Origin of the sequence: Geobacillus sp. CAMR5420 (assembly GCF_000691465.1) — a bacterium.
Taxonomy (GTDB): Bacteria; Bacillota; Bacilli; order Bacillales; family Anoxybacillaceae; genus Geobacillus; species Geobacillus thermoleovorans.
This window is the reverse complement of record NZ_JHUS01000024.1, coordinates 1-20175: the sequence shown is the minus strand read 5'-3', so window position 1 is coordinate 20175 and position 20175 is coordinate 1. Positions and strand designations below refer to the sequence as shown.

The window sequence follows — 20175 nt, the reverse complement described above, 5'->3', positions numbered from 1 at the left end:
CGGAACCGCGTTACGCGATTCCGTCTTGCTCATCAAGTTCTTCATGTTTGCGGTCGCGCACAGACCAGACCGCAACTAGGGAAATAAGCGAGACAAGCACAATGTATAAAGCCACCGGCACATAAGAGTTCCTATACGCCGCCAGCAGTGCCGTAGCGATGAGCGGCGCCGTTCCTCCCGCTAGTGCGGCGCCAATTTGGTAGCCGAGCGAAATCCCTGTGTATCGAACATTGGACGGGAAAATTTCCGAGAACATCGTGCCGAGCACAGCCGTAATCGGCGCCCAAATAATGCCGAGACCAATGACGGTCGCTATTATCAACAAGGCGACTGATTTTTGTTGCAAGAGCCAAAAATACGGAAACGCATAGATCATCATCCCAACAGTCCCGGCAATGTAAAGCGGCTTGCGGCCGTACCGGTCTGACCACTTGCCCATCAGCGGAATCAGAACCGTCGTCACCGCAGTCGCTATGGTGACAGCGTTTAAGGCAGCTGTTTTTGAAAAGCCTAAGTTCGTTGTCGCATACGACACGATAAACGTCCCGAAAATGTAAAACGGAGCAGTTTCCACAACTTTGCCGCCAATGGCGATCAATACTTCCTTCCATTGAGTCCGCAGCGTCTCCACAATCGGCACTTTCGCCACTTGACCAGTTTCTTTTACTTTCTTAAACGAAGGCGTTTCATCAATGCCATGGCGCACCCATAACCCAAAAACGACAAGCAGCGCGCTTAACAGAAAAGGAATGCGCCATCCCCATGACATAAACGTCTCATCCGGCATAAGCGTCATAAGCGACATAACAAACGTCCCGAGAAGCAGTCCGATCGTCACTCCCATTTGTGGAATGCTGCCGAACAGTCCGCGCTTTTCTTTCGGTGCGTATTCCACCGCCAATAGCAGCGCCCCTCCCCATTCACCGCCAAGACCAATCCCTTGAATGAGGCGAAGCAAAATGAGCAGCACCGGCGCCCATATACCGATCGTTTCATACGTCGGCAACAGCCCCATTCCGGCCGTCGCAATCCCCATAAGACTCAAGGTCATCACGAGCGTCTTCTTACGGCCGATTTTGTCACCGATATGGCTGAACACAATGCCGCCTAGCGGACGGATAAAAAAGGAAAGGGCAAATGATGCGTAGGATAAGAGCAAACCGACGGTCGGGTCCTCGCTTGGGAAAAACAGTTGGTTGAATACAAGCGCGGCGACTGTTCCATACAGAAAATAGTCAAACCACTCAATCGAACTGCCAACAAGGCTGGCGACTAAAACCCGCTTGGATACCCCTTTATCCATTGTCTCCCCCCTAGATTGCGATATCTTTCATCACTTTGAATATATCAAAATAACATTTGACAGTAAATACAAAAATATTCGACAAATAAAGATAATGCTCTATCCCTTTTACTTTCGGCACTTCATTCCGCTGTCTCCCCGATATATCGTTCAAAACAAAAATTTTAGGTGAAAACCGAACATTCATCCGCAGCAATGGGCTGTTGCGCATTTGAATTCTGATCTAGCTCAGTTGTCTCCATATTTGAAACGCCATTCCATTAGCTGCTGCACTGATTGCGTCTTTTTCCCATCAACACCAAATCACCCGTCCGCGAGTGATGTCTGCAACGCATCGTCTACGTGCGATATGAATGAGACCAGATATGTTTACAATCCTACTCATATGGAAAAAATGGTAACAACGATTTCATGGGAGGGAGTCCATTGTACGACACATTAGCGGAAGTCAGCGCCATTCTCGGTCGGTCGAAAGAGGCGCTCAGCCAGTTTCAAGCGATTTTAGAGCCGACGATTGAAAAAGCCGCGGACGACCATGAACGGCTGTATTGGCATCATATTTACGAAGAAGAGGAACACCGGTTTGACCGTTTGACCGCCTTGCTTCCAAAGTTGGAGGAGGCATTGGCGGACGAAGCATTCTTATCGCGGGAAAACGGCGACTTTTTGCGCTTGTTGCAAGACATCAGCCTAGAAAAATTCGGCTTGCACAACTTTTTGGAGCATCTCGATTTGTCGTTGTTTCATTATAAAGGGACGGAACATGAACCGGCGATTGCGGCGCTGCGCGACATGACCGCGGCGGACTACCAACAGATGAAAGCCGCTCTCGAAACGCTCAACCGTGCGCTCGATGCGCCATTGTCTTTCGACGCTTCAGTGCCGACGGACGAAAAAGAGCATCAAAAAGACCATTTGAAACTGGCTCAGTACGCCGTCCCTCCTTCCGACCCAGCGCCTGTCCGCCCATCGATCGGAACGAGACGGCAACTGACAGTCGGCAGCTTAAAACACGGATAAGAAAGGAGAGGAAACATGGATAAAACGAAGCTGTATCCAGAAGCCCCGCTCACAGCAAGCCAATGGAGCGAGCTTGAGGAACTGGTCATTGAAACGGCGCGCCGCCAGCTCGTCGGACGTAGGTTTATCGATTTGTACGGTCCGCTTGGCGAAGGCGTCCAGTCGGTCGCCAACGATATTTATATGAACCCGGAGCATGGGGACATGAGCTTCCACGGCAAAGAGCTGAGCCTTTCCGAGCCGACGCGGCGCGTGCATTTAACGATCCCGCTTTTGTATAAAGACTTTATTTTGTACTGGCGCGACATTGAGCAGGCAAAACAGCTTGGCAGCCCGATCGACTTTTCCGCCGCTGCCAACGCCGCCCAGCAGTGCGCGCTGCTCGAGGACGATTTGATTTTCAACGGTTCGGCTGAATTTGATGTACCGGGCATTATGAACGTCAAAGGAAAAATCGCCCACATTCGCAGTGATTGGATGAAATCGGGCAACGCCTTTACTGACGTCGTCGAAGCACGCAACAAGCTGCTTCAGCTCGGCCATACCGGTCCATACGCACTCGTCCTGTCACCGGAGTTGTATGCGTTGATCCACCGCGTCCATGAAGGAACGCACGTGCTTGAAATTGAGCACATCCGCGAGCTGATGACCGCCGGCATTTACCAAACGCCAGTCATTAAAGGCAAACGCGGCGTCGTTATCGATGCCGGCCGACAAAACATCGATCTTGCTGTCGCTGTCGACGTGCAAACCTCGTTTTTAGATACGGAAAACATGAACTACTTGTTCCGTGTCTACGAATCGGTTGTGCCGCGCATCAAACGTCCAAGCGCCATCTGCACGCTCGAGGATCCGAACGAGTCAGCATGAGCAGCGCCTAATCCGGAGAAGCGGCACGCGGGCTTCCCTTGCCATCAAACAGCAAGAACGGCATATGGCCAGCGATCCGCGCCATGAAAACGAGGCTACAGCAAATTCCCTTTAACGAAGACGCGCCCGGACGATAGGGGAGATCGCCGGGCGGTTTCTTGATTTTCCCATTAAGCGGTGCGGGCCGTTTGTCCTTGAACGTTGGAGACGAGCAGCGACAATTCGGGGCTGAGCGCCTCAACACCGATGTCATCGATAATCATTTTCGCTTCCCGCCAAAAATGAACGGTATAACTGCCTTCATAAATCTCAAAGAGGCGTTTTAAATAGCGCCGCTTGTTGTTGATGGCTTCCCGTTTATAAGCGGCGTTGTTCAGCTCACGAATTTTTTTATGTTCAGGCGCAGAGATGACGCTGATGTCATGAACGTTGACGATGAGCCGTTCCCCTTGTTCGGTCACAAAACCGACCGAATAGTATTGGGCGCCTAGTTGATCGATATGAACGATGCAGACGTTTCGATATTCTTCGCCGGAACGGAGGCGGAGAAGCGCCGCTTCCACCGCGCCGCCGACTTTTCGCTCGTTGGCCAAAATCGCTTTCATATCGCGCAGTCCGTTCATCGGAATGCCCATGGTGTCTCCCCCTTGTCCCTAGCCAAGATGGCGTTTTCGCAATTCCTTTTACTATTATGATACCAATCATTCATTCGGATGTAAATGAGATTCATTTTCAAACTAACCATGTAATTTAAAGGAGATGTGTAAAAAAATGGGTAAAACATTCACGGTCGGCTCACTGAAGCCTGCCGTCCGGCCATCGGAGCGCTCCATTTCTGCCGCGCCGCCTAAGCCCGATGGGCCGTCCGCCGTGCGGCCGTCTGTCATTCAAATCGAACAAAAAGGGAAAACGTTCACCGTGCAGCCAGCCCCCGGCGTTTCGCTTCTTGACGCCGCCCTAGGACAAGGTGTTCTGCTCGATCACAAATGCAAAAAAGGAACGTGTGGCCGTTGCATGGTCACCGTTCTCGCCGGCGCTCACCTTCTCGCTCCGAAAACGCGGCGCGAGCGCGAAAAAACGGATCAACCAGCCAAACGGCTTGCCTGCCAAGCACAAATCCAATAAGCCGAGCGCTATTTTAGCACGATCGGCTTATTTTTTCCCATGCAACCGCTCCCACCTACTTTCTCTCATTGCCTGACTCTTTACGCCATGGTATGATGGTGAGAAATACAAAAAACGGAGGGGATGCCTATGAGAACGGTCACCTTAACCGACGTCTTTGCCCATCCGATTGCGCAAAAATATTTAAAACGATCCGGCCTCGCCCATGCCATCACCGCGGCGTACCATGCCTACCACCTTGCCCTCCGCCACGGAGTGAACGTCGACTTGGCGACAAAAGCGGCACTGCTTCATGATATCGGCCATTACACATGGTACAAAAACGGCCGTTGGGACTACGAACAATACCGGCAAAACGACATCCATGCCATCAAAGGGGCCGAGCGCGCCCATAAGCTGCTGATCCGCCTTGGCGAACATCCGCAAAACGCTAAGGAAATTGCCCTGGCGATTTTGCTTCATACCGATTCCTACCTTCCAGAAGGAGAATGGAAACGAACGCCGCTCCAAGCCATCGTCAAATGGGCCGACGAAGCCGACGAGGAGCCCGGCGGCCGCCACCATTATCGAACGATCAGCGACGACTTAGCGTGGAAAAAAATCCGCCAGCTCGACGAACTCGTCAGCCGTCAGCACGGAAAAGAGCGACTCGGGGATATTGTTTGACCGCTTGCCTTGATGTCGCCATTCCCCTTGAACAGACGCGAAACATCGCCACGAACAATGTATGCTCTGAACGGAAACAGCTCACCCTTTCATCAGGTGGGCTGCTCGCGCGCCAGCGACACAGAACGATACACACCATCGAATGCCCTCTTATATCCTCATCGTCCACTCACGCTTTAAGACTGCTTGGCACCATCTGTCCCGCCAAAACGCCCGCCGCCGTTCTTCCCAAAAAAAACGGCAAGCCTTGGAGCACCGCCGCAACGCACCGTTTTCCTGCACTTACCGCTCTCTTCTCCGTAAATGTTCAATATGACGCCGCACCCGCTCGGTGTAATGCGTGCTTAAAAGAGATGCCCCTTCATCAAGAATAATCGAAGCGTACGATTCGCTTGGCGCGATTTCATCCAACTGTTTCTCGACGACAACGTACGTGAGGGCGGAAACAAGCTGTCCCTTACACTGCACATCGACGTATTCACGACGGTACACGCCGGCTGGGACGCCCTCGCGCCAATCAAGTTCCGTCACATAGCGCGCCGGAATTTTGTACAGCACGCCTTCGACCCGGTCGCCCGGAGAAGGGACGATATCTGCGACCCCTCCTTGCCGACCGCGGGAATACCGGGTGAACGCCAACCGGTGATCGTCAAGCACCGCTCGGCCCATCACCTCAAAATGCGGGACAGTGCAGCGAAAATCGCGTTCGCTCATGCAAGAGCCATAGGCAAAGTACATCACTTCATCTTTGGAATGGAGAAACACCATCCAATCACCTCCAAAAACTTGTTTGGCGTGTTGCTCAAGCCACTCTTTTCGTTCTGATGGGTACACGTACGTGTAACACGTGTACTTCTCGCCATCAGCATCTATGGCGGTCACGGTGATCCGTTCATAATGGTTAGGCTGTCCCGGGCCGTGATACCCTTCAAGCTGGTCAAGTATGGCAAGCGCCGTTTCCGGGTCGCCAAGCTGGTTATAGGCGATGGCGCTTGAACCCAGCTGAGCGAAACGTTGAAAAATCGCTTCCCCCCCCCCTCTTCAGCCATACCTCGTCATTGTCGTGCTCCTCTTCCACGAGCCACTGATTCAATTGCTCGCGCAGCCGTTCGATTTCCTGTTTTTTCCCCACTTCTCCCGTCCCCTTTCGCATTCAAAAGCAAGTTTTTTCTCATTATACCAAGGTAAGGCGCCCAAGCCTACCGTCCGACAACAAGCCGCAACATCTCTTTTCCTTTTCTCTTCCCCATTGTATAATGCAGCGAGAATCCCTCCGTTAATCATGTTTTCCGGCAAAAAACCGCGTTGGACGATGCCCCAACGCGGTTTTCCTTACAGCTCATCAAACCCATTATCCACTTGCACTTTCGTATATTGGCGCGGTTTTTGCTCGAAGAAGTCTGATTTGCCGAGGTCGACTTCTTCATACGCTTTAATCCAGCGGAGCGGGTTCGTCCGATAGCCGTCAAACGGGCGGTCAAAACCGAGCTGATGAGCGCGGACGTTGGCGTAAAACTTAATGTACGCTTCCAAATCAGCCAAGTCGATGCCATCGATGTCATTCCCGATGATTTCCCCGGCCCATTCGATTTCCAGCTCAGCCGCTTTCGTAAACGTTTCACGGACAAAATCGGAAAGCTCCGGCGTCCGATACTCCGGGTATTCGTTCAACACTTCTTTGAAAATTTTCGCAAACAAATCAACATGAATGTGCTCGTCACGGTTGATGTAATTGATCATCGTGCTCGTCGCCACCATTTTTTGCTGGCGCGCGAGGTTGTAGAAAAAGGCGAACCCCGAGTAGAAAAACAATCCTTCTAAAATAACGTCAAAGACGATCGACCGCAGCAAGTTTTCCACATTCGGCTCTTCCGCAAACGCCTTGTAGCCGTTCGTCACAAAATCGTTCCGCTTGCGCAGCGTCGGTTCGTTCCGCCAAAAGTCGAATACTTCATCTTGCTTCGCTTTCGGCACAAGGCTCGAGAGCACGTACGAATAGGAATGGTTGTGAATGACTTCCTGCTGGGCGAGCATGATCATGAGCGCATTGATGCTCGGGTCCGTAATGTAATCAGCGACACGTCCGGCGTAGTCGGTTTGGATGCTGTCAAGCAGCGCCAAGAGTCCAATGATTTTCAAAAACGCATCCTGCTCGCGGTCGGTCAGCTGCGGAAACTGCTTCACATCTTGCGCCATATTGATTTCAAACGGCGTCCAAAAGTTGGCGAGCATTCGCTTATATTTCGCATACGCCCATGGGTAGGCAATATCGTCCCAGTTCAACACATTCGAGCAGCGGCCGTTGATGATGCCCGTCGAACGGTTCGGCGCCTCCGGATCCATAATCGGTCGTTTGACTAAGCCGATCGTCATCGTCCATTCCTTCCTTTCGTTTTCTAGTATCGTGTGCGCGGCCAACCGCGGACGCCCCTCCCGCACAAGGAAGGGAAAGCCCGACCAAAGGCGTTTGTTGCGCCCCACGGTCAGCTCGCACAAGAATCGCACTCGTCGATCGTCCCCGATGTCGAACGCACGTAATACGTCGTTTTCAACCCCGACTTCCACGCCGTCAAATGCAAATCGAGCAGCTCTTTTGCCTTAATCGTGTTCATGACGTAGAAGTTAAAGGAGATGGCTTGGTCGATATGGCGCTGGCGGGCGGCGTTTTGCTTGATGCTCCAACGTTGGTCGATATGGTACGCCGATTTGTAATACCATGTCGTCTGTTCGTTTAAATCCGGCACCGTAACGGGAATCTTATAATCTTTCTTTTCCTCGGCGTATACTTTTAAGAAAATGGGATCAATGCTCGCCGTGCTGCCAGCGATGATCGACGTCGATGCGTTCGGGGCGATGGCCATGATATAGCCGTTGCGCATCCCGTAGCGGGCCACATCTTGCTTCAGCCGATCCCAATCGAGTTCACCGTGGCTTTGGTAGCCGCGCCGCTCAAAATAAGCGCCCGTCTGCCAGTCCGACCCCGGAAACGCCGGGTAGCTCCCTTTCTCTTTGGCGAGCTCCATGCTCGCTTGAATCGCCAAATACGCGATCGTTTCATACAGCTCGTCGGCATAGCGGACCGCTTCCTCCGACTCCCAGCGAATGCCTTTTAACGCCAAAAGATGATGCCAGCCAAAGGTTCCAAGTCCGACAGCGCGGTATTTTTCGTTCGTCAGGCCGGCCTGCAGCACCGGAATATTGTTTAAATCAATGACATTATCGAGCATCCGCATTTGAATCGGGATGAGCCGCGCCAAAACCCCATCGGTCACCGCCCGCGCCAAGTTGATCGACGATAAATTGCAGACGACAAAATCGCCTGGTATTTTTTCAATGATGATCATCCCGTCTTTTACATATTGCCGCTTCATCACCGTTGGGCTTTGGTTTTGCGCGATTTCCGTGCAAAGGTTGCTGCAGTAGATCATCCCGAGATGGCGATTCGGATTTTGCCGGTTCACTTCATCGCGGTAAAACATAAACGGCGTCCCCGACTCGAGCTGGCTGCGCATGATGCTTTTCATCACTTCGATCGCCGGCACTTTTTCTTTCGACAGTCTTGGTTCGTTGACACATTGCCAGTATTTCTCCCGAAAGCTGCCGCACCCTTTTTCCTCATCATAAAAATCTTCCAAGCTAAACCCCATCACCTTCCGCACTTCATGCGGATCAAACAAATACCAGTCGCCGCGCTGTTCGACTTGCTCCATGAACAAATCAGGGATGCAAACGCCGGTGAACAAATCATGCGTCCGCAGCCGTTCGTCACCGTTGTTGAGCCGCGCATCGAGAAACGCAAAAATGTCTTTATGCCATACATCCAAATAGACGGAAATGGCCCCTTTTCGCTGTCCTAACTGATCGACGCTCACCGCTGTATTGTTCAACTGCTTCATCCACGGGATGACGCCGGAGGAGACCCCTTTGAATCCTTTGATGTCGCTGCCGCGCGAACGGATTTTGCCTAAATAGACGCCGATGCCGCCGCCCGATTTCGACAAATTGGCGATGTCGGTGTTGCTGTCATAAATCCCTTGCAAGCTGTCATCGACCGTGTCGACAAAGCAGCTCGACAGCTGGCCGTATGACTTTCCGGCATTGGCAAGCGTCGGCGTCGCCACGGTCATGTATAAGTTGCTTAACGCCCAATACGCTTCCTTCACGAGCTCAAGGCGCCGCTTGGGTGGTTCATTCACCATTAGCGTCATGGCGATGACCAAAAACCGCTCCTGCGGCAATTCATACAGCCGCCGCTCATAATCGCGGGCCAAATACCGATCAGCGAGCGTGCGCAGCCCGATATACGTAAACAACAAGTCTTTGCCTGGATCAAGAAATGAGCCAGCCGTCTCGATCTCTTCTTTCGTATAACGCTCAAGCAATAGCGGGCTGTACACCCCTTGTTCTGTCAAAGAAACGATTAATGAATAAAAATCACCATATCGCTCGCGCGCATCGTACCCGCGCTGCCGCGCCGCCTCGCGGTACAGTTGCTGCAAATACAGCCGGGCGCACACAAATGTCCAGTCCGGCTCATCTTCATCAATGTAAGAAAGTCCTTCCAAAATAGCCGTTTGGTGCAGCTGTTCTACCGTGACGGACTCCTTTCGACTGAGAAGCTGCCAAACACGCTCGACGTATTCATCAAGCGACAGACGGCCGAATCCAGCGGCGGCTTGCCCAATCAGCGACGCAAACTCTTCACGTGAAAAAGAAACCGGCTTCCCTTGGTCATCGATGATGATCATTTTCGTCAATGCGGTCATTCGTTTCCCCACTCCTTCAATAAAAAATCCGCTCGGGCAGGCGAGCGGATGAAACGACAGACGGAAAAAAGGCATACGAAACCCTTTTTCTTTTCCCCTATCGTTTCATCTTCTCACACCCCGAAGAACATGAAACGTTCCAAGCAAGGCAGGTCTCCTGACTCGTGCATCGTCCTACTTTGGGGCCTTCCCAGCGGCGCGCCGAATGGCTCTTGCCGCCAGTGGCCATCCCATTTCGTCCGCACATACAGTTGCGGGGGCAGTTCCGGATTCACACCGGATTCCCTATTAAGTCCTGATGGACACCATTGCTTGGCGCAACGATATATAGTTGTTTAAAAAATAGAACAAAACAATATATAGTAGATGATCATCCTGATGGAACAAGCATATACCAAAACCGGGAGAATTGCAAGAGTGGGCGAATCAAATTTTCTCTTCCTCAAAAAATCATTCCGTTGTTCACATTCTGTTCATAAAAGCATGCTACGATTCACCATGTACGAGAATCATACGAAGGAGGGGGACACAAAATGGGATACAGACCCCAAATCTCACCCGCCCATCAAGAGTGGGCAGTGGAAACACACGAATTGGTGAAAACCTTTGGCGACCACCGGGCCGTGGACGGTCTCAATTTGCGTGTGCGCGCGGGCACCATCTATGGTGTGCTGGGCCCCAATGGAGCCGGCAAGACAACGACAATCCGAATGTTAGCGACGTTATTGCGCCCGGACGCCGGTTCCGCCCAAATTTTTGGGTACGACGTCGTCAAACAACCGCAAGTCGTCCGGCAATTGATTGGTGTCACCGGTCAATACGCCTCTGTTGACGAAACGCTCAGCGCAACAGAGAATCTAATGATCTTTTCTAGGCTTCTGGGACTGAGCCGAACAGAAGCAAGGCGAAAAACAAGCGAATTATTGGAGGAATTTGGTTTGACAGAAGCAGCCAAGCGCCCATTGAAACATTTCTCTGGCGGTATGCGCCGGCGTCTGGATCTCGCCGCCAGCCTCATTGCCCAGCCGCCGCTCATTTTTCTTGACGAACCGACCACCGGACTCGACCCGCGCACGCGCAATCAAATGTGGGAAACGATCCGGCGCTTGGTGAATATGGGAACAACGGTGCTGCTGACAACCCAATATTTACAAGAAGCGGACGAATTGGCAGACCGCATCGCCGTAATTGATCACGGCCGAGTCGTCGCTGAAGGGACACCCGATGAACTCAAGGCGTCCATCGGTCAATCGTCATTGCAAGTCAAGCTGCAACATCCTGGAGAGATCGAAACGGCCAAGCGCATCATTGAGCGCGTTCTCCATGTTCGGCCGACGGTATCCTTAGAAACCGGGAACATCACGGCGCCGATGGCCGATCCAGACCATGTGACGGACCTGCTTGTCGCTTTGCGTCAAGAGGGCATCCACTTAACCGAGTTAAGTGTGCAAAAACCAACCCTCGATGAGGTCTTTCTGACCATTACCGGCCATGGAGTGGAAAAACGTGCAGATGAATCCAATGATGTAAGGGAGGAAGCGATGAGATGAAACCAGTGTCTCCTCAATTGGAGGTCAAACGCCAACAGAAAAACCGTACAAGCGTTTCCCAAGCTGTACGAAATTCGCTGACGATGGCCTATCGTGGTTTGTTGAAGGTGCGGCGCACACCCGAACAATTATTTGACGTCACTTTTCAGCCGATTATCTTCACCTTGATGTTTACCTACATCTTTGGTGGAGCCATCGCGGGGAATGTTCATAACTACTTGCCCATGATCATTCCCGGCATTCTCATCCAAACGTTGATCGGGGCTTCCGTCACTTCAGGAGTTCAACTTCGCGATGATATGGATAAAGGCGTGTTCGACCGCTTTAAATCGCTGCCGATCGCCCGCATCGCTCCGTTGGCTGGGGCGTTATTAGCCGATGTAGTCCGCTATGTCATCGCCACCACCCTGACGTTTGTCATGGGATTTCTTATCGGCTACCGTCCGGAAGGAGGGATCGCCAGTGTGGCGCTTGCGGGCGTTTTCGCCATTGGATGCGCGTGGGCCGTCAGCTGGATCTTTGCCTTCTTCGGCGTCATTGCCCGTCATGCGGCCGCTGTACAGGGAATCTCCATGCTGGCGTTGTTCCCACTGATGTTTGTATCGAATGCGTTCGTGCCGGTCAAGACGATGCCCGATTGGCTACAATGGATTGCCAAAGTCAATCCCATTTCCCATATGATCGCGGCCGTCCGCGAGTTGACGAATCACGGAACGATAGGCACCGATTTCGTCCTCTCCTTGCTCGGCGCGGCAGCCATTGTTGCGATCTTTGCTCCGATCACCGTTCGTGTCTATATGCGCCGCGCATAACCACTGGGGATGTCCGCGATGAGCATCCCCGCTTCTCCAATGAATATTAAAAATCAAACCCATCGTTTCATTATCTGCTGTCACGACGAAATTATAAACGAACCAGCTTCAACATTGACGAAGGCCAAGCAAAAGCGACACAATGGAAAATAGCATGAAAGGACAATGAAAGGGGATGACGATGACACGAATTTTAATCGTCGATGATGACGCGCATATCCGCGAACTCGTCAGCCACTTTTTAAACTTAGAAGGATTTACAATCCATGAGGCGGCTAACGGAAAAGAAGCACTTGACGTATTGGAAACAGTGAAAGTGGATTTGGTCATTATGGATATTATGATGCCGGAAATGGATGGTTGGGAGCTATGTCGCGAACTGCGCGACTACGACGATGTCCCCATTTTAATGTTGACGGCCAAAGGGGAAACAAGACAGAAGGTGAAAGGATTCGAGCTCGGGGCGGACGATTATCTTGTCAAACCGTTCGACCCACTTGAGCTCGTCGCCCGGGTCAAAGCATTGCTCAAACGGTATCGAATCGCTACATCGCAAATCGTACAAATAGGCCGTTTATCGTTAAACCGCAAGACGTACGAATGCCGTTTGGGAGACCAAGAGATCTTCTTGCCGCCGAAAGAATTTGAACTGCTTTTTAAATTGGCCAGCTATCCGGGCAAAACGTTTACACGCGACGAGTTGATTGAACAGATCTGGGGCTACGATTATGATGGGGATGAACGAACAGTGGATGTGCATATCAAACGATTGCGCGAACGGTTTGCCCAACCAGATTCTCCATTTTCCATCCGCACGATTCGCGGGCTCGGCTATCGGTTGGAGGCACAGTCATGAAACGATTGCGATTTGTGCTTAAATCCATCTTGACGGTTATCGCTGTAATGTCCATCGTCTCTCTCTTTTGGACTGCGGCATATTTCATCACAGAAGCGCTCTACACCCAATTCGCTTGGCGGCCGCACCCGCTCGTTCGTCAAATCATTTCATCGATCCTCGGCTTTTTGCTGTTCGGGATGACTATGAGCGCGATCAGTCCTTTTTTGCGAAAGCGCGAAAAAGTATTTTGGCAACACTTAATAGATGCCATTAATCGAATCGCCAAAGGCGATTTTCGAGTAAATCTCCAGGCTGACTGGGGCGGACGGAATCATCCGTTTGCCGAACTCGTGACACGCATTAACGACATGGCCGCGAATTTGCAGGCCATGGAAGAAATGCGGCAAGAATTTATTTCTAATGTGTCTCATGAGATCGGCTCTCCGCTCACATCGATCCGCGGGTTCGCCCGAGCGCTCAAAAACGAGGACCTAAGCCGTGAACAGCGGTTGCATTATCTCGACATTATTGAAACGGAGTGCGTCCGTTTGTCGAAGTTAAGTGAGAATTTGCTGCGGTTGGCGATGTTAGACTCCGATCACTACCCGTTTCATCCCACATCCTATCGCTTGGACACACAGCTGCAAACACTCATTCTTCACTGCGAGCCACAGTGGGCGGAAAAAGAATTGAACATGTGTGTCCTGTTTGAGAAAGTCATCATTACAGCCGATGAAGATTTGCTTAGCCAAGTATGGCTGAACTTGATCCATAATGCGATTAAATTTACACCGAAAGGGGGAACCATCACCATCCAGCTACAACGCCGCGGTGAACAAGCCATCGTCACCGTTTCCGATACAGGGCCAGGAATCAACGAACATGACCAGCTCCGCATTTTTGAACGATTTTATAAGGCCGATAAATCCCGCCATCGCGCCGCAGGGGGTAGCGGGCTCGGGTTGTCGATCGCCAAGAAGATTGTCGATATCCATCATGGAATCATCTCCGTGCAGAGCCAGCCGGGAGAAGGAGCGACTTTTACGGTGGAACTCCCCGTTCATGGCCCGGTTTCTTAGCCCTCTCCATTCCCTATGACAAAAACAAACGAGCAGCATGTTCTTCCTTTTGGTGAAACGCCCATTTCGCGACATTGCTCTCGTCATCTAGAAGGTTGTGATGGAATAGAAAACTTTGGTTGAGCGGGAGGATTTCTAAAATGGTGAAACCTTACGAAATCGTTTTTTGTCTGAACAAAAAAACAGACCATGTTCAAGGAAATCATGGTTTTTCACCACCCTCTAAAACAATGGGTTCCTGTTTCGAATATCAAAACGGGCTGAATTCCTTCACTTGAAAGTCAGCCTCTTTCAATCAAGAGATGAACAAACGTCCCGGCTGAGCCCCGGGACGCTTCCTTTCTCTGCTACGCCTCCAAAACAGACGCTGGCCGCTTCTCGTTTTGTACGGATTGAGCAAAATCGTACTTCTTTTCCACATAGACTTGATGCCAAACCATAAACGCCAAGACCGTCCACAGCTTGCGGCTATGATCCGCCTTGTGGCGGGCATGTTCATCCAGCAGCCGATAGAGCACGTCCTTATGGAACAGATGATCAGTTTCGCTTTCGTTGATGAGCTGTCTCGCCCAGTCATACATTTCGTTTTTCAGCCAGTGGCGAATCGGCACGGGAAACCCTAATTTTTTCCGGTTTAACACATGATCCGGTACGATGCCCTCGGCCGCTTTGCGCAAAATATATTTCGTCGTGCCGTTGGCTGTTTTCATGTCAGGGGCGATTTGCCTAGCAACCTCAAATACCTTTTTGTCTAAAAAGGGAACGCGCAGCTCAAGCGAATGGGCCATCGTCATTTTGTCCGCTTTGACTAAAATATCGCCCCTTAGCCATGTATGAAGATCAATATACTGCATCCGGTTGACGGGTGGGTAATGAAGCGTTTCGCGGTAAAAAGGAGCCGTCACCGCCGTATATTCGCGCCCCTCTTGGTACGTTTTGAGCAACGCCGCTTTTTCCTTTTCGCTATAGATTTTCGCATTGCCGACATACCGTTCTTCAAGCGGCGTCGTTCCGCGCTCCAAAAAGCTTTTTCCTTTCATTCCGTCCGGAAGCATCTTCGCGATCACCCGCAACACCGCTTTTACGATGTTTGGCATGCGCGCAAACAGCCGCAACGACTCTGGTTCGCGGTAAATGTTGTAGCCGCCAAACAGCTCGTCCGCCCCCTCGCCGGAAAGCACAACCGTGACATGCTTTCTCGCCTCACGAGCGACAAAATACAGCGGCACAGCCGCAGGATCGGCAAGCGGATCGTCCATATGCCACATAATTTTCGGCAGCTCTTCCATATACTCCTGCGGTGAGATGACATAGCTAATGTTGTCTACCCCAAGCTTCTCTGCGGTTTCTTTTGCGACATCGATTTCACTGAACCCTTCCCGCTCAAACCCGACGGAAAATGTCTTCAGGTGCGGATGGAATTGTTTCGCGATGGCGACGATGAACGATGAATCAATGCCTCCCGACAAAAACGCACCGACCGGCACATCGCTGCGCATATGGACGTTGACCGAATCAAACAGCGCATCGCGGATTTTCTTTACAAGCTCCTCTTCCGATTGGCGAATGGGCTCGAAGGATGCCTTCCAATAACGATGAATGGTGAGCGGTTTTCCGACTTTTTTCTTGAGATAATGCCCCGGCTCCAGCTTGTAAATGCCGGCCGACATCGTCAGCGGCTCAGGGACATATTGGAATGTTAAATAATGCTGCAGGGAATCACCGTTTGGCGATTCCTGTCTGAGGGCCAGCAAGATGCTTTTCTTTTCCGAAGCGAAAAACGTGCGATCTCCTTGCTCCGCATAAAAAAACGGCTTAATGCCGAACGGATCCCGCGCCGCAAACACCGTTTTCTCTTGCTTGTCCCAAATGACAAACGCAAACATCCCGCGCAGCTTTTCGACCGCTTTTTCTTTTTCCGCGCTGTAAAGGGCAACAATCACCTCGGTATCCGAATGCGTCGCAAACGAATATCCTTTCGCCGCCAGCTCTTCCCGCAATTCAAGATAGTTGTAAATTTCCCCGTTAAAAATGATCCAATATCGATCGTTTTCATAAGACAGCGGCTGATGTCCCGCCTCCAGATCGATGATGCTCAAACGCCGAAAACCAAAACTCACGTAGTCATCAAAAAAATACCCCTCATCGTCGGGGCCGCGATGGGTAATCAGGCGGTTCATCTCCACCAACGTTGTTTTCCATGTTTGCTCAATCGCTCTTGGGCGATCATGAATACAGCCAATAAAACCGCACATGGCGATGATTGTCCCCCCACTTTGCTAAGAAGAATCCAAAAACAACACCAAAAACCTTTTTGTTTAAAACTAAAATGATTTATACAAAGACACTTTCATTCTATCGTACACAACATCAAGTTTCAAAAACAATCTGTTTCCATTTTTTCAGGAAAACTGCTTGCAAGATTTTCAGTTTCTCATAATATTAACGATAAAATATGGAGAAAGTGTGAATTTCACCATTTTTGCACATCGATCTGTTACTATAAAAACACACACGTGTTATAAAGGAGTTGAGAATGGCTTGTTAGCGTTTATCCTTTTTTTGACTTTTCTCATCGTTTCCCTTTGTTTTGTTCTCTTGAGAAGACCTCTAAACGGGAGGATGGATCAACTGTCGCTCGGATTGTATATGTCCTGTTTCTTGCTATTGGCCGCCTCATTATCCTATTATGCAAGTTCGGCCCAGACAGGCGATGCCATCAAAGCCTTCATACAGAACAGAAACAGCAGAGAAACCAATCCGTCCCCCAGCAATCAAGCAAAGGAGGCGAATCGATCAGTTGCCTCTTCAAAGAAACAAGCGCTAAGGACATCCGTCCTGATTGACGCCCCCCTTTTGTCTCAGCTTCCGGAACTGCCGAGGGGATGCGAAGTAACCAGCTTGGCCATGCTCTTGAATCATGCCGGCATTCGCGTCGATAAGATGACGTTGGCGAAACAAATCAAGAAAAATCCTACTCCGTATCAAGTGCGAAATGGCCAAGTGTTTTACGGCCACCCAAATGAAGGGTTTGTCGGCGATATGTATACGTTATCGAAGCCTGGATACGGCGTGTACCATAAGCCGATCAAGCAGTTGGCTGAGCGGTACTTGCCTAACCAAATCATCGACTTAACAGGGCAATCGTTTGAGAACATCTATACATACTTGGCCAAAGGCACACCGGTTTGGGTGATCACCAACACCACCTTTCGTCCTCTTCCTCCCTCTGCCTTTCGGGAATGGCAAACCCCGCAAGGCCCGATCAAAATCACGTACCGGGAACACGCGGTGCTCATTACGGGATACGATGAGCAGTACATTTATTTCAATGATCCATTGACCGCTGTCAAAAACCAAAAAGCGCCGAAACAAGACTTTATCGACGCTTGGGTTCAAATGGGACGGCAGGCGATTACCTACCACCGTTAGACATCGGTGAATCCGAATCGCTTGCCTTTTTTTACATTTCAGTTGAACGATTTTCTCCATACATTTTGCACATCTATTTTTTATCATATCATTGCATCTCCCACTACAAGCTTAAGGAGGGAAAACGACATGAAAAAATGGCTGCTTGGCGCCATTTTCGCAGGAGTAGCAGCGATTGGCGCAGCTTGCTCAAATCCATCTTCCATGCAGGGACACGACATGTCCGGCATGAATATGGAAAAAGAAAATACTTCCGCTGAAACGAGCAAGCAGCAATTGCCTTTAGCAACCAATACAGAAGTATTATCCGGGAAAGAAATTCACCTTACTGCGAAGGAAGCGTTATTACCCATTAATGGTCAAATCAAACTCCCGGTATACACGTATAATGGATCCGTGCCTGGTGCACAAATCCGCGTGAAGCAAGGAGACAAAGTAAAAATCGTAGTAAAAAATGAATTGCCGGAACCGACAACGATTCACTGGCACGGCTACCCTGTTCCAAATAACCAAGATGGAGTATCGGGTGTCACGATGGACGCCATTAAACCGGGTGAAACGTTTACGTATGAATTTACAGCAACCGTGCCGGGAACGTATTGGTATCATTCCCATCAAAAAAGCGCCGAGCAAGTGGACAAGGGATTATACGGTACATTAATCGTAGAACCGAAAAATGAAGAAAAAGTCGATCGAGATTACACGCTTGTATTAGATGAATGGATGAGCGACCCGGACGCCGAAAGCCATATGGACATGAATATGAGCGGCATGGATCATAGTAATATGAATAATGGAAATAGCTCTGATAATCAACAAATGGATATGAACAGCATGGGACATAATATGAATATGTACGATATTTTCACGATTAACGGAAAAAGCGGGGCTGCTGTCCAACCGTTAAAAGTGAAAAAAGGCGAAAAAGTGCGGCTTCGTCTGATCAATGCAGGGTACATGTCCCACAAGCTTCATTTGCATGGACATGAGTTTAAAATTGTCGCAACGGACGGCCAACCGTTAAAGAACCCGCAACCAATCAAAGATGAACTGTTGAATATCGCTCCGGGTGAGCGCTACGACATTGAGTTTATCGCCAATAACCCGGGTGAATGGCTGCTGGAATGCCACGGCAATATGAAAGGCACCGATGGCATGAAAGTGAAAATTCAATACGAAGGACAAGCAAACAATACGGACAAAGCAAATGCAAAAGAAAACCTCCCTGTCGCGGATATGACAACATATGGAAAATATGAAACAGGTCCATTTACGTTAGACCAAAAATATGATGTAGAGTATACAATGGATTTAGGAACGGCCATGGGCAAAAATGGCATGATTTTCACGATTAATGGGAAAACGTATCCTGACACAGCGCCTATTCATGTGAAGACAGGAGATTTCGTAAAAGTAAAAATCGTGAACAACTCGCCGATGGATGTACATCCGATGCATTTACACGGCCATTTCTTCCAAGTGTTAAGCAAAAACGGCAAGCCGGTCACAGGCTCTCCATTGATAAAGGATTCCTTAAATGTAAACCCTGGTGAAGAATATGTCGTCGCGTTTAAAGCGGATAATCCGGGAAATTGGATGTTCCATTGCCATGACTTGCACCATGCTTCAGCGGGAATGGTGACAGAAGTCAAATATACCGACTACAAATCGGACTATACTCCAGATCCGAATGACACAACCAATAAAGGTGAATAAAAAAGCTGAAGGGGCTGACCCAAAACACAAATGCGTTTTGGGTCAGCCCCTCTTTTCTTATTAGCATATATAGGTATAAAACAATCACCAAAAAACAATATGTTATATTTTGTTTAAGAAAAATCACTCCCTTAGGCCAACCCCTTTTTTGAATAACGAGCTATCCCCAAACAGCGCATACGGTTTGAATTGAAGTCTAACTTTCATTTAGCAATCGTTCAACGTGCTGTTTTAATACAGGAATCTTATTTCGAACGACATCCTACACAATTCGATAATTAATGGAGAAATAACTGTGGATCAGCATATCCCTCATGCCAGCCATCTTTCTCCATTCGATATATGGGGATGCTTGCCTAATTTCGTCTGGAATGTTTTTGGCTGCTTCTCCAATCACTAATATGTTTTTAATGACTGCGTCTGATACTAAATCATTATCTAAAAAGTCATCATAAGAAAGCCCTTGGGTGTACTTCTCAATTTTCTCTGCAGCAGCCAAAATATCTTGCAAAAAGACGCTAGGATCCCTCTGCATACTTAACACTCCTTAAAATAGTTGGCTTTAATCCTGGTTTGATATCATCTACAATCACTAAATCCACTGGTTTTTGAAAATGATCTTCCAAACTCAGTTTCAACTCCATATAATGATCAAACGTCACCGCATTATCCATAAATTCCACCAACACATCAATGTCACTTGATTCCCTTTGTTCCCCCCCGACTGTACGAGCCAAATAACCCGATTCGCTTCACACCATACTTTTTCTTCCACAAATCTAAACATTTCGATATTTCATTAAGGATGTCTTGTTGTGATAGCAAATAACCCCCCTTTTTCCGCGCCTGTTACTTTCATTATAACATCTCGCTTTCTCGATATTCTTCAAGAAGAGAAAAAACTTTCCCCAGCCGAGAACTCGTTTAGGCAATGACAATGTCCCGTTACGCTCTGGATAAAAAAGTGCCCCGTCATCATGATATTATCCCTCTAGTGT

Annotated in this window: 18 protein-coding genes, 2 pseudogenes and 1 riboswitch; of the genes and pseudogenes, 10 read left to right on the top strand and 10 right to left on the bottom strand. The window is 49.6% G+C overall.

Going from position 1 to position 20175, the window contains the following annotated elements; translation table 11 throughout:
• Positions 1–10 precede the first annotated feature (10 nt).
• Positions 11–1303 carry an MFS transporter gene (locus DI44_RS11740; protein WP_033024923.1) on the bottom strand — a complete coding sequence of 431 codons (1293 nt, stop codon included), beginning with the start codon at positions 1301–1303 and terminating at the stop codon, positions 11–13.
• Between the two features lie 426 nt (positions 1304–1729).
• On the opposite strand from DI44_RS11740, the gene DI44_RS11750 reads away from it, so the two are divergent.
• The gene (locus DI44_RS11750) at positions 1730–2323 is read left to right on the top strand and encodes an IMEF encapsulin system ferritin-like cargo protein (protein ID WP_033024921.1); all 594 of its coding nucleotides are present in this window, start codon (positions 1730–1732) and stop codon (positions 2321–2323) included.
• A 15-nt stretch (positions 2324–2338) separates the two neighbouring features.
• Positions 2339–3193 (top strand): family 1 encapsulin nanocompartment shell protein, encoded by an 855-nt coding sequence (locus tag DI44_RS11755; RefSeq protein WP_033024920.1) that lies wholly within the window; start codon positions 2339–2341, stop codon positions 3191–3193.
• 170 nt (positions 3194–3363) lie between these two features.
• Here DI44_RS11755 and DI44_RS11760 read toward each other — a convergent pair whose 3' ends face one another.
• A complete protein-coding gene (locus DI44_RS11760; RefSeq protein WP_011230416.1) occupies positions 3364–3828 on the bottom strand; it encodes a hypothetical protein in 465 nt (154 codons plus the stop codon).
• A gap of 136 nt (positions 3829–3964) precedes the next feature.
• On the opposite strand from DI44_RS11760, the gene DI44_RS11765 reads away from it, so the two are divergent.
• On the top strand, positions 3965–4318 hold the full coding sequence (locus DI44_RS11765) for a 2Fe-2S iron-sulfur cluster-binding protein (protein WP_011230415.1): 354 nt from the start codon (positions 3965–3967) through the stop codon (positions 4316–4318).
• A gap of 129 nt (positions 4319–4447) precedes the next feature.
• Entirely contained in the window at positions 4448–4984 is a 537-nt protein-coding gene (locus tag DI44_RS11770; protein WP_013146000.1) for an HD domain-containing protein, read from the top strand.
• Between the two features lie 282 nt (positions 4985–5266).
• Here DI44_RS11770 and DI44_RS19405 read toward each other — a convergent pair whose 3' ends face one another.
• The 5 genes and pseudogenes from DI44_RS19405 to DI44_RS11785 form a co-directional block, all read right to left on the bottom strand.
• On the bottom strand, positions 5267–5752 hold the full coding sequence (locus tag DI44_RS19405; RefSeq protein WP_223813623.1) for a gamma-glutamylcyclotransferase family protein: 486 nt from the start codon (positions 5750–5752) through the stop codon (positions 5267–5269).
• A 60-nt stretch (positions 5753–5812) separates the two neighbouring features.
• Positions 5813–5929, bottom strand: a pseudogene (locus tag DI44_RS19400) (gamma-glutamylcyclotransferase family protein); the annotation flags it as partial.
• A 31-nt stretch (positions 5930–5960) separates the two neighbouring features.
• Entirely contained in the window at positions 5961–6116 is a 156-nt protein-coding gene (locus DI44_RS19395; protein ID WP_241766371.1) for a hypothetical protein, read from the bottom strand.
• Positions 6117–6316: 200 nt separating this feature from the next.
• Complete coding sequence (locus tag DI44_RS11780) at positions 6317–7357, bottom strand: ribonucleotide-diphosphate reductase subunit beta (protein ID WP_014195238.1); 1041 nt, start codon at positions 7355–7357, stop codon at positions 6317–6319.
• Positions 7358–7467: 110 nt separating this feature from the next.
• The gene (locus tag DI44_RS11785; protein WP_081823164.1) at positions 7468–9825 is read right to left on the bottom strand and encodes a ribonucleoside-diphosphate reductase subunit alpha; all 2358 of its coding nucleotides are present in this window, start codon (positions 9823–9825) and stop codon (positions 7468–7470) included.
• Between the two features lie 54 nt (positions 9826–9879).
• A riboswitch (cobalamin riboswitch) is annotated at positions 9880–10075 on the bottom strand.
• Positions 10076–10283: 208 nt separating this feature from the next.
• Between DI44_RS11785 and DI44_RS11790 the strand changes: the two genes are divergently transcribed.
• The 4 genes from DI44_RS11790 (at position 10284) to DI44_RS11805 (ending at position 14029) form a co-directional block, all read left to right on the top strand.
• The gene (locus DI44_RS11790; RefSeq protein ID WP_011230411.1) at positions 10284–11300 is read left to right on the top strand and encodes an ATP-binding cassette domain-containing protein; all 1017 of its coding nucleotides are present in this window, start codon (positions 10284–10286) and stop codon (positions 11298–11300) included.
• A complete protein-coding gene (locus tag DI44_RS11795) occupies positions 11297–12112 on the top strand; it encodes an ABC transporter permease (protein WP_011230410.1) in 816 nt (271 codons plus the stop codon). Before DI44_RS11790 ends, DI44_RS11795 begins: the two co-directional genes overlap by 4 nt.
• A 181-nt stretch (positions 12113–12293) precedes the next feature.
• On the top strand, positions 12294–12968 hold the full coding sequence (locus DI44_RS11800; protein WP_011230409.1) for a response regulator transcription factor: 675 nt from the start codon (positions 12294–12296) through the stop codon (positions 12966–12968).
• Positions 12965–14029: a HAMP domain-containing sensor histidine kinase gene (locus tag DI44_RS11805; protein ID WP_011230408.1), complete on the top strand. Its 1065-nt coding sequence runs from the start codon at positions 12965–12967 to the stop codon at positions 14027–14029. Before DI44_RS11800 ends, DI44_RS11805 begins: the two co-directional genes overlap by 4 nt.
• Positions 14030–14376: 347 nt before the next feature.
• On the opposite strand, the gene asnB is transcribed toward DI44_RS11805, so the two are convergent.
• On the bottom strand, positions 14377–16284 hold the full coding sequence (gene asnB / locus DI44_RS11810; RefSeq protein WP_011230407.1) for an asparagine synthase (glutamine-hydrolyzing): 1908 nt from the start codon (positions 16282–16284) through the stop codon (positions 14377–14379).
• Positions 16285–16570: 286 nt separating this feature from the next.
• Here asnB and DI44_RS11815 point away from each other — a divergent pair, with 286 nt between their 5' ends.
• Both DI44_RS11815 and DI44_RS11820 read left to right on the top strand, forming a co-directional pair.
• Positions 16571–17461, top strand: coding sequence for a C39 family peptidase (locus tag DI44_RS11815; protein WP_033012833.1), 891 nt, complete (start codon positions 16571–16573; stop codon positions 17459–17461).
• A 129-nt stretch (positions 17462–17590) separates the two neighbouring features.
• Complete coding sequence (locus DI44_RS11820; protein WP_033024918.1) at positions 17591–19177, top strand: multicopper oxidase family protein; 1587 nt, start codon at positions 17591–17593, stop codon at positions 19175–19177.
• A gap of 262 nt (positions 19178–19439) precedes the next feature.
• Here DI44_RS11820 and DI44_RS11825 read toward each other — a convergent pair whose 3' ends face one another.
• Both DI44_RS11825 and DI44_RS18665 read right to left on the bottom strand, forming a co-directional pair.
• Positions 19440–19712: a DUF86 domain-containing protein gene (locus DI44_RS11825; RefSeq protein WP_014195232.1), complete on the bottom strand. Its 273-nt coding sequence runs from the start codon at positions 19710–19712 to the stop codon at positions 19440–19442.
• A pseudogene (locus DI44_RS18665) lies at positions 19696–20002 on the bottom strand (nucleotidyltransferase family protein). Before DI44_RS18665 ends, DI44_RS11825 begins: the two are co-directional and overlap by 17 nt.
• Positions 20003–20175 lie beyond the last annotated feature (173 nt).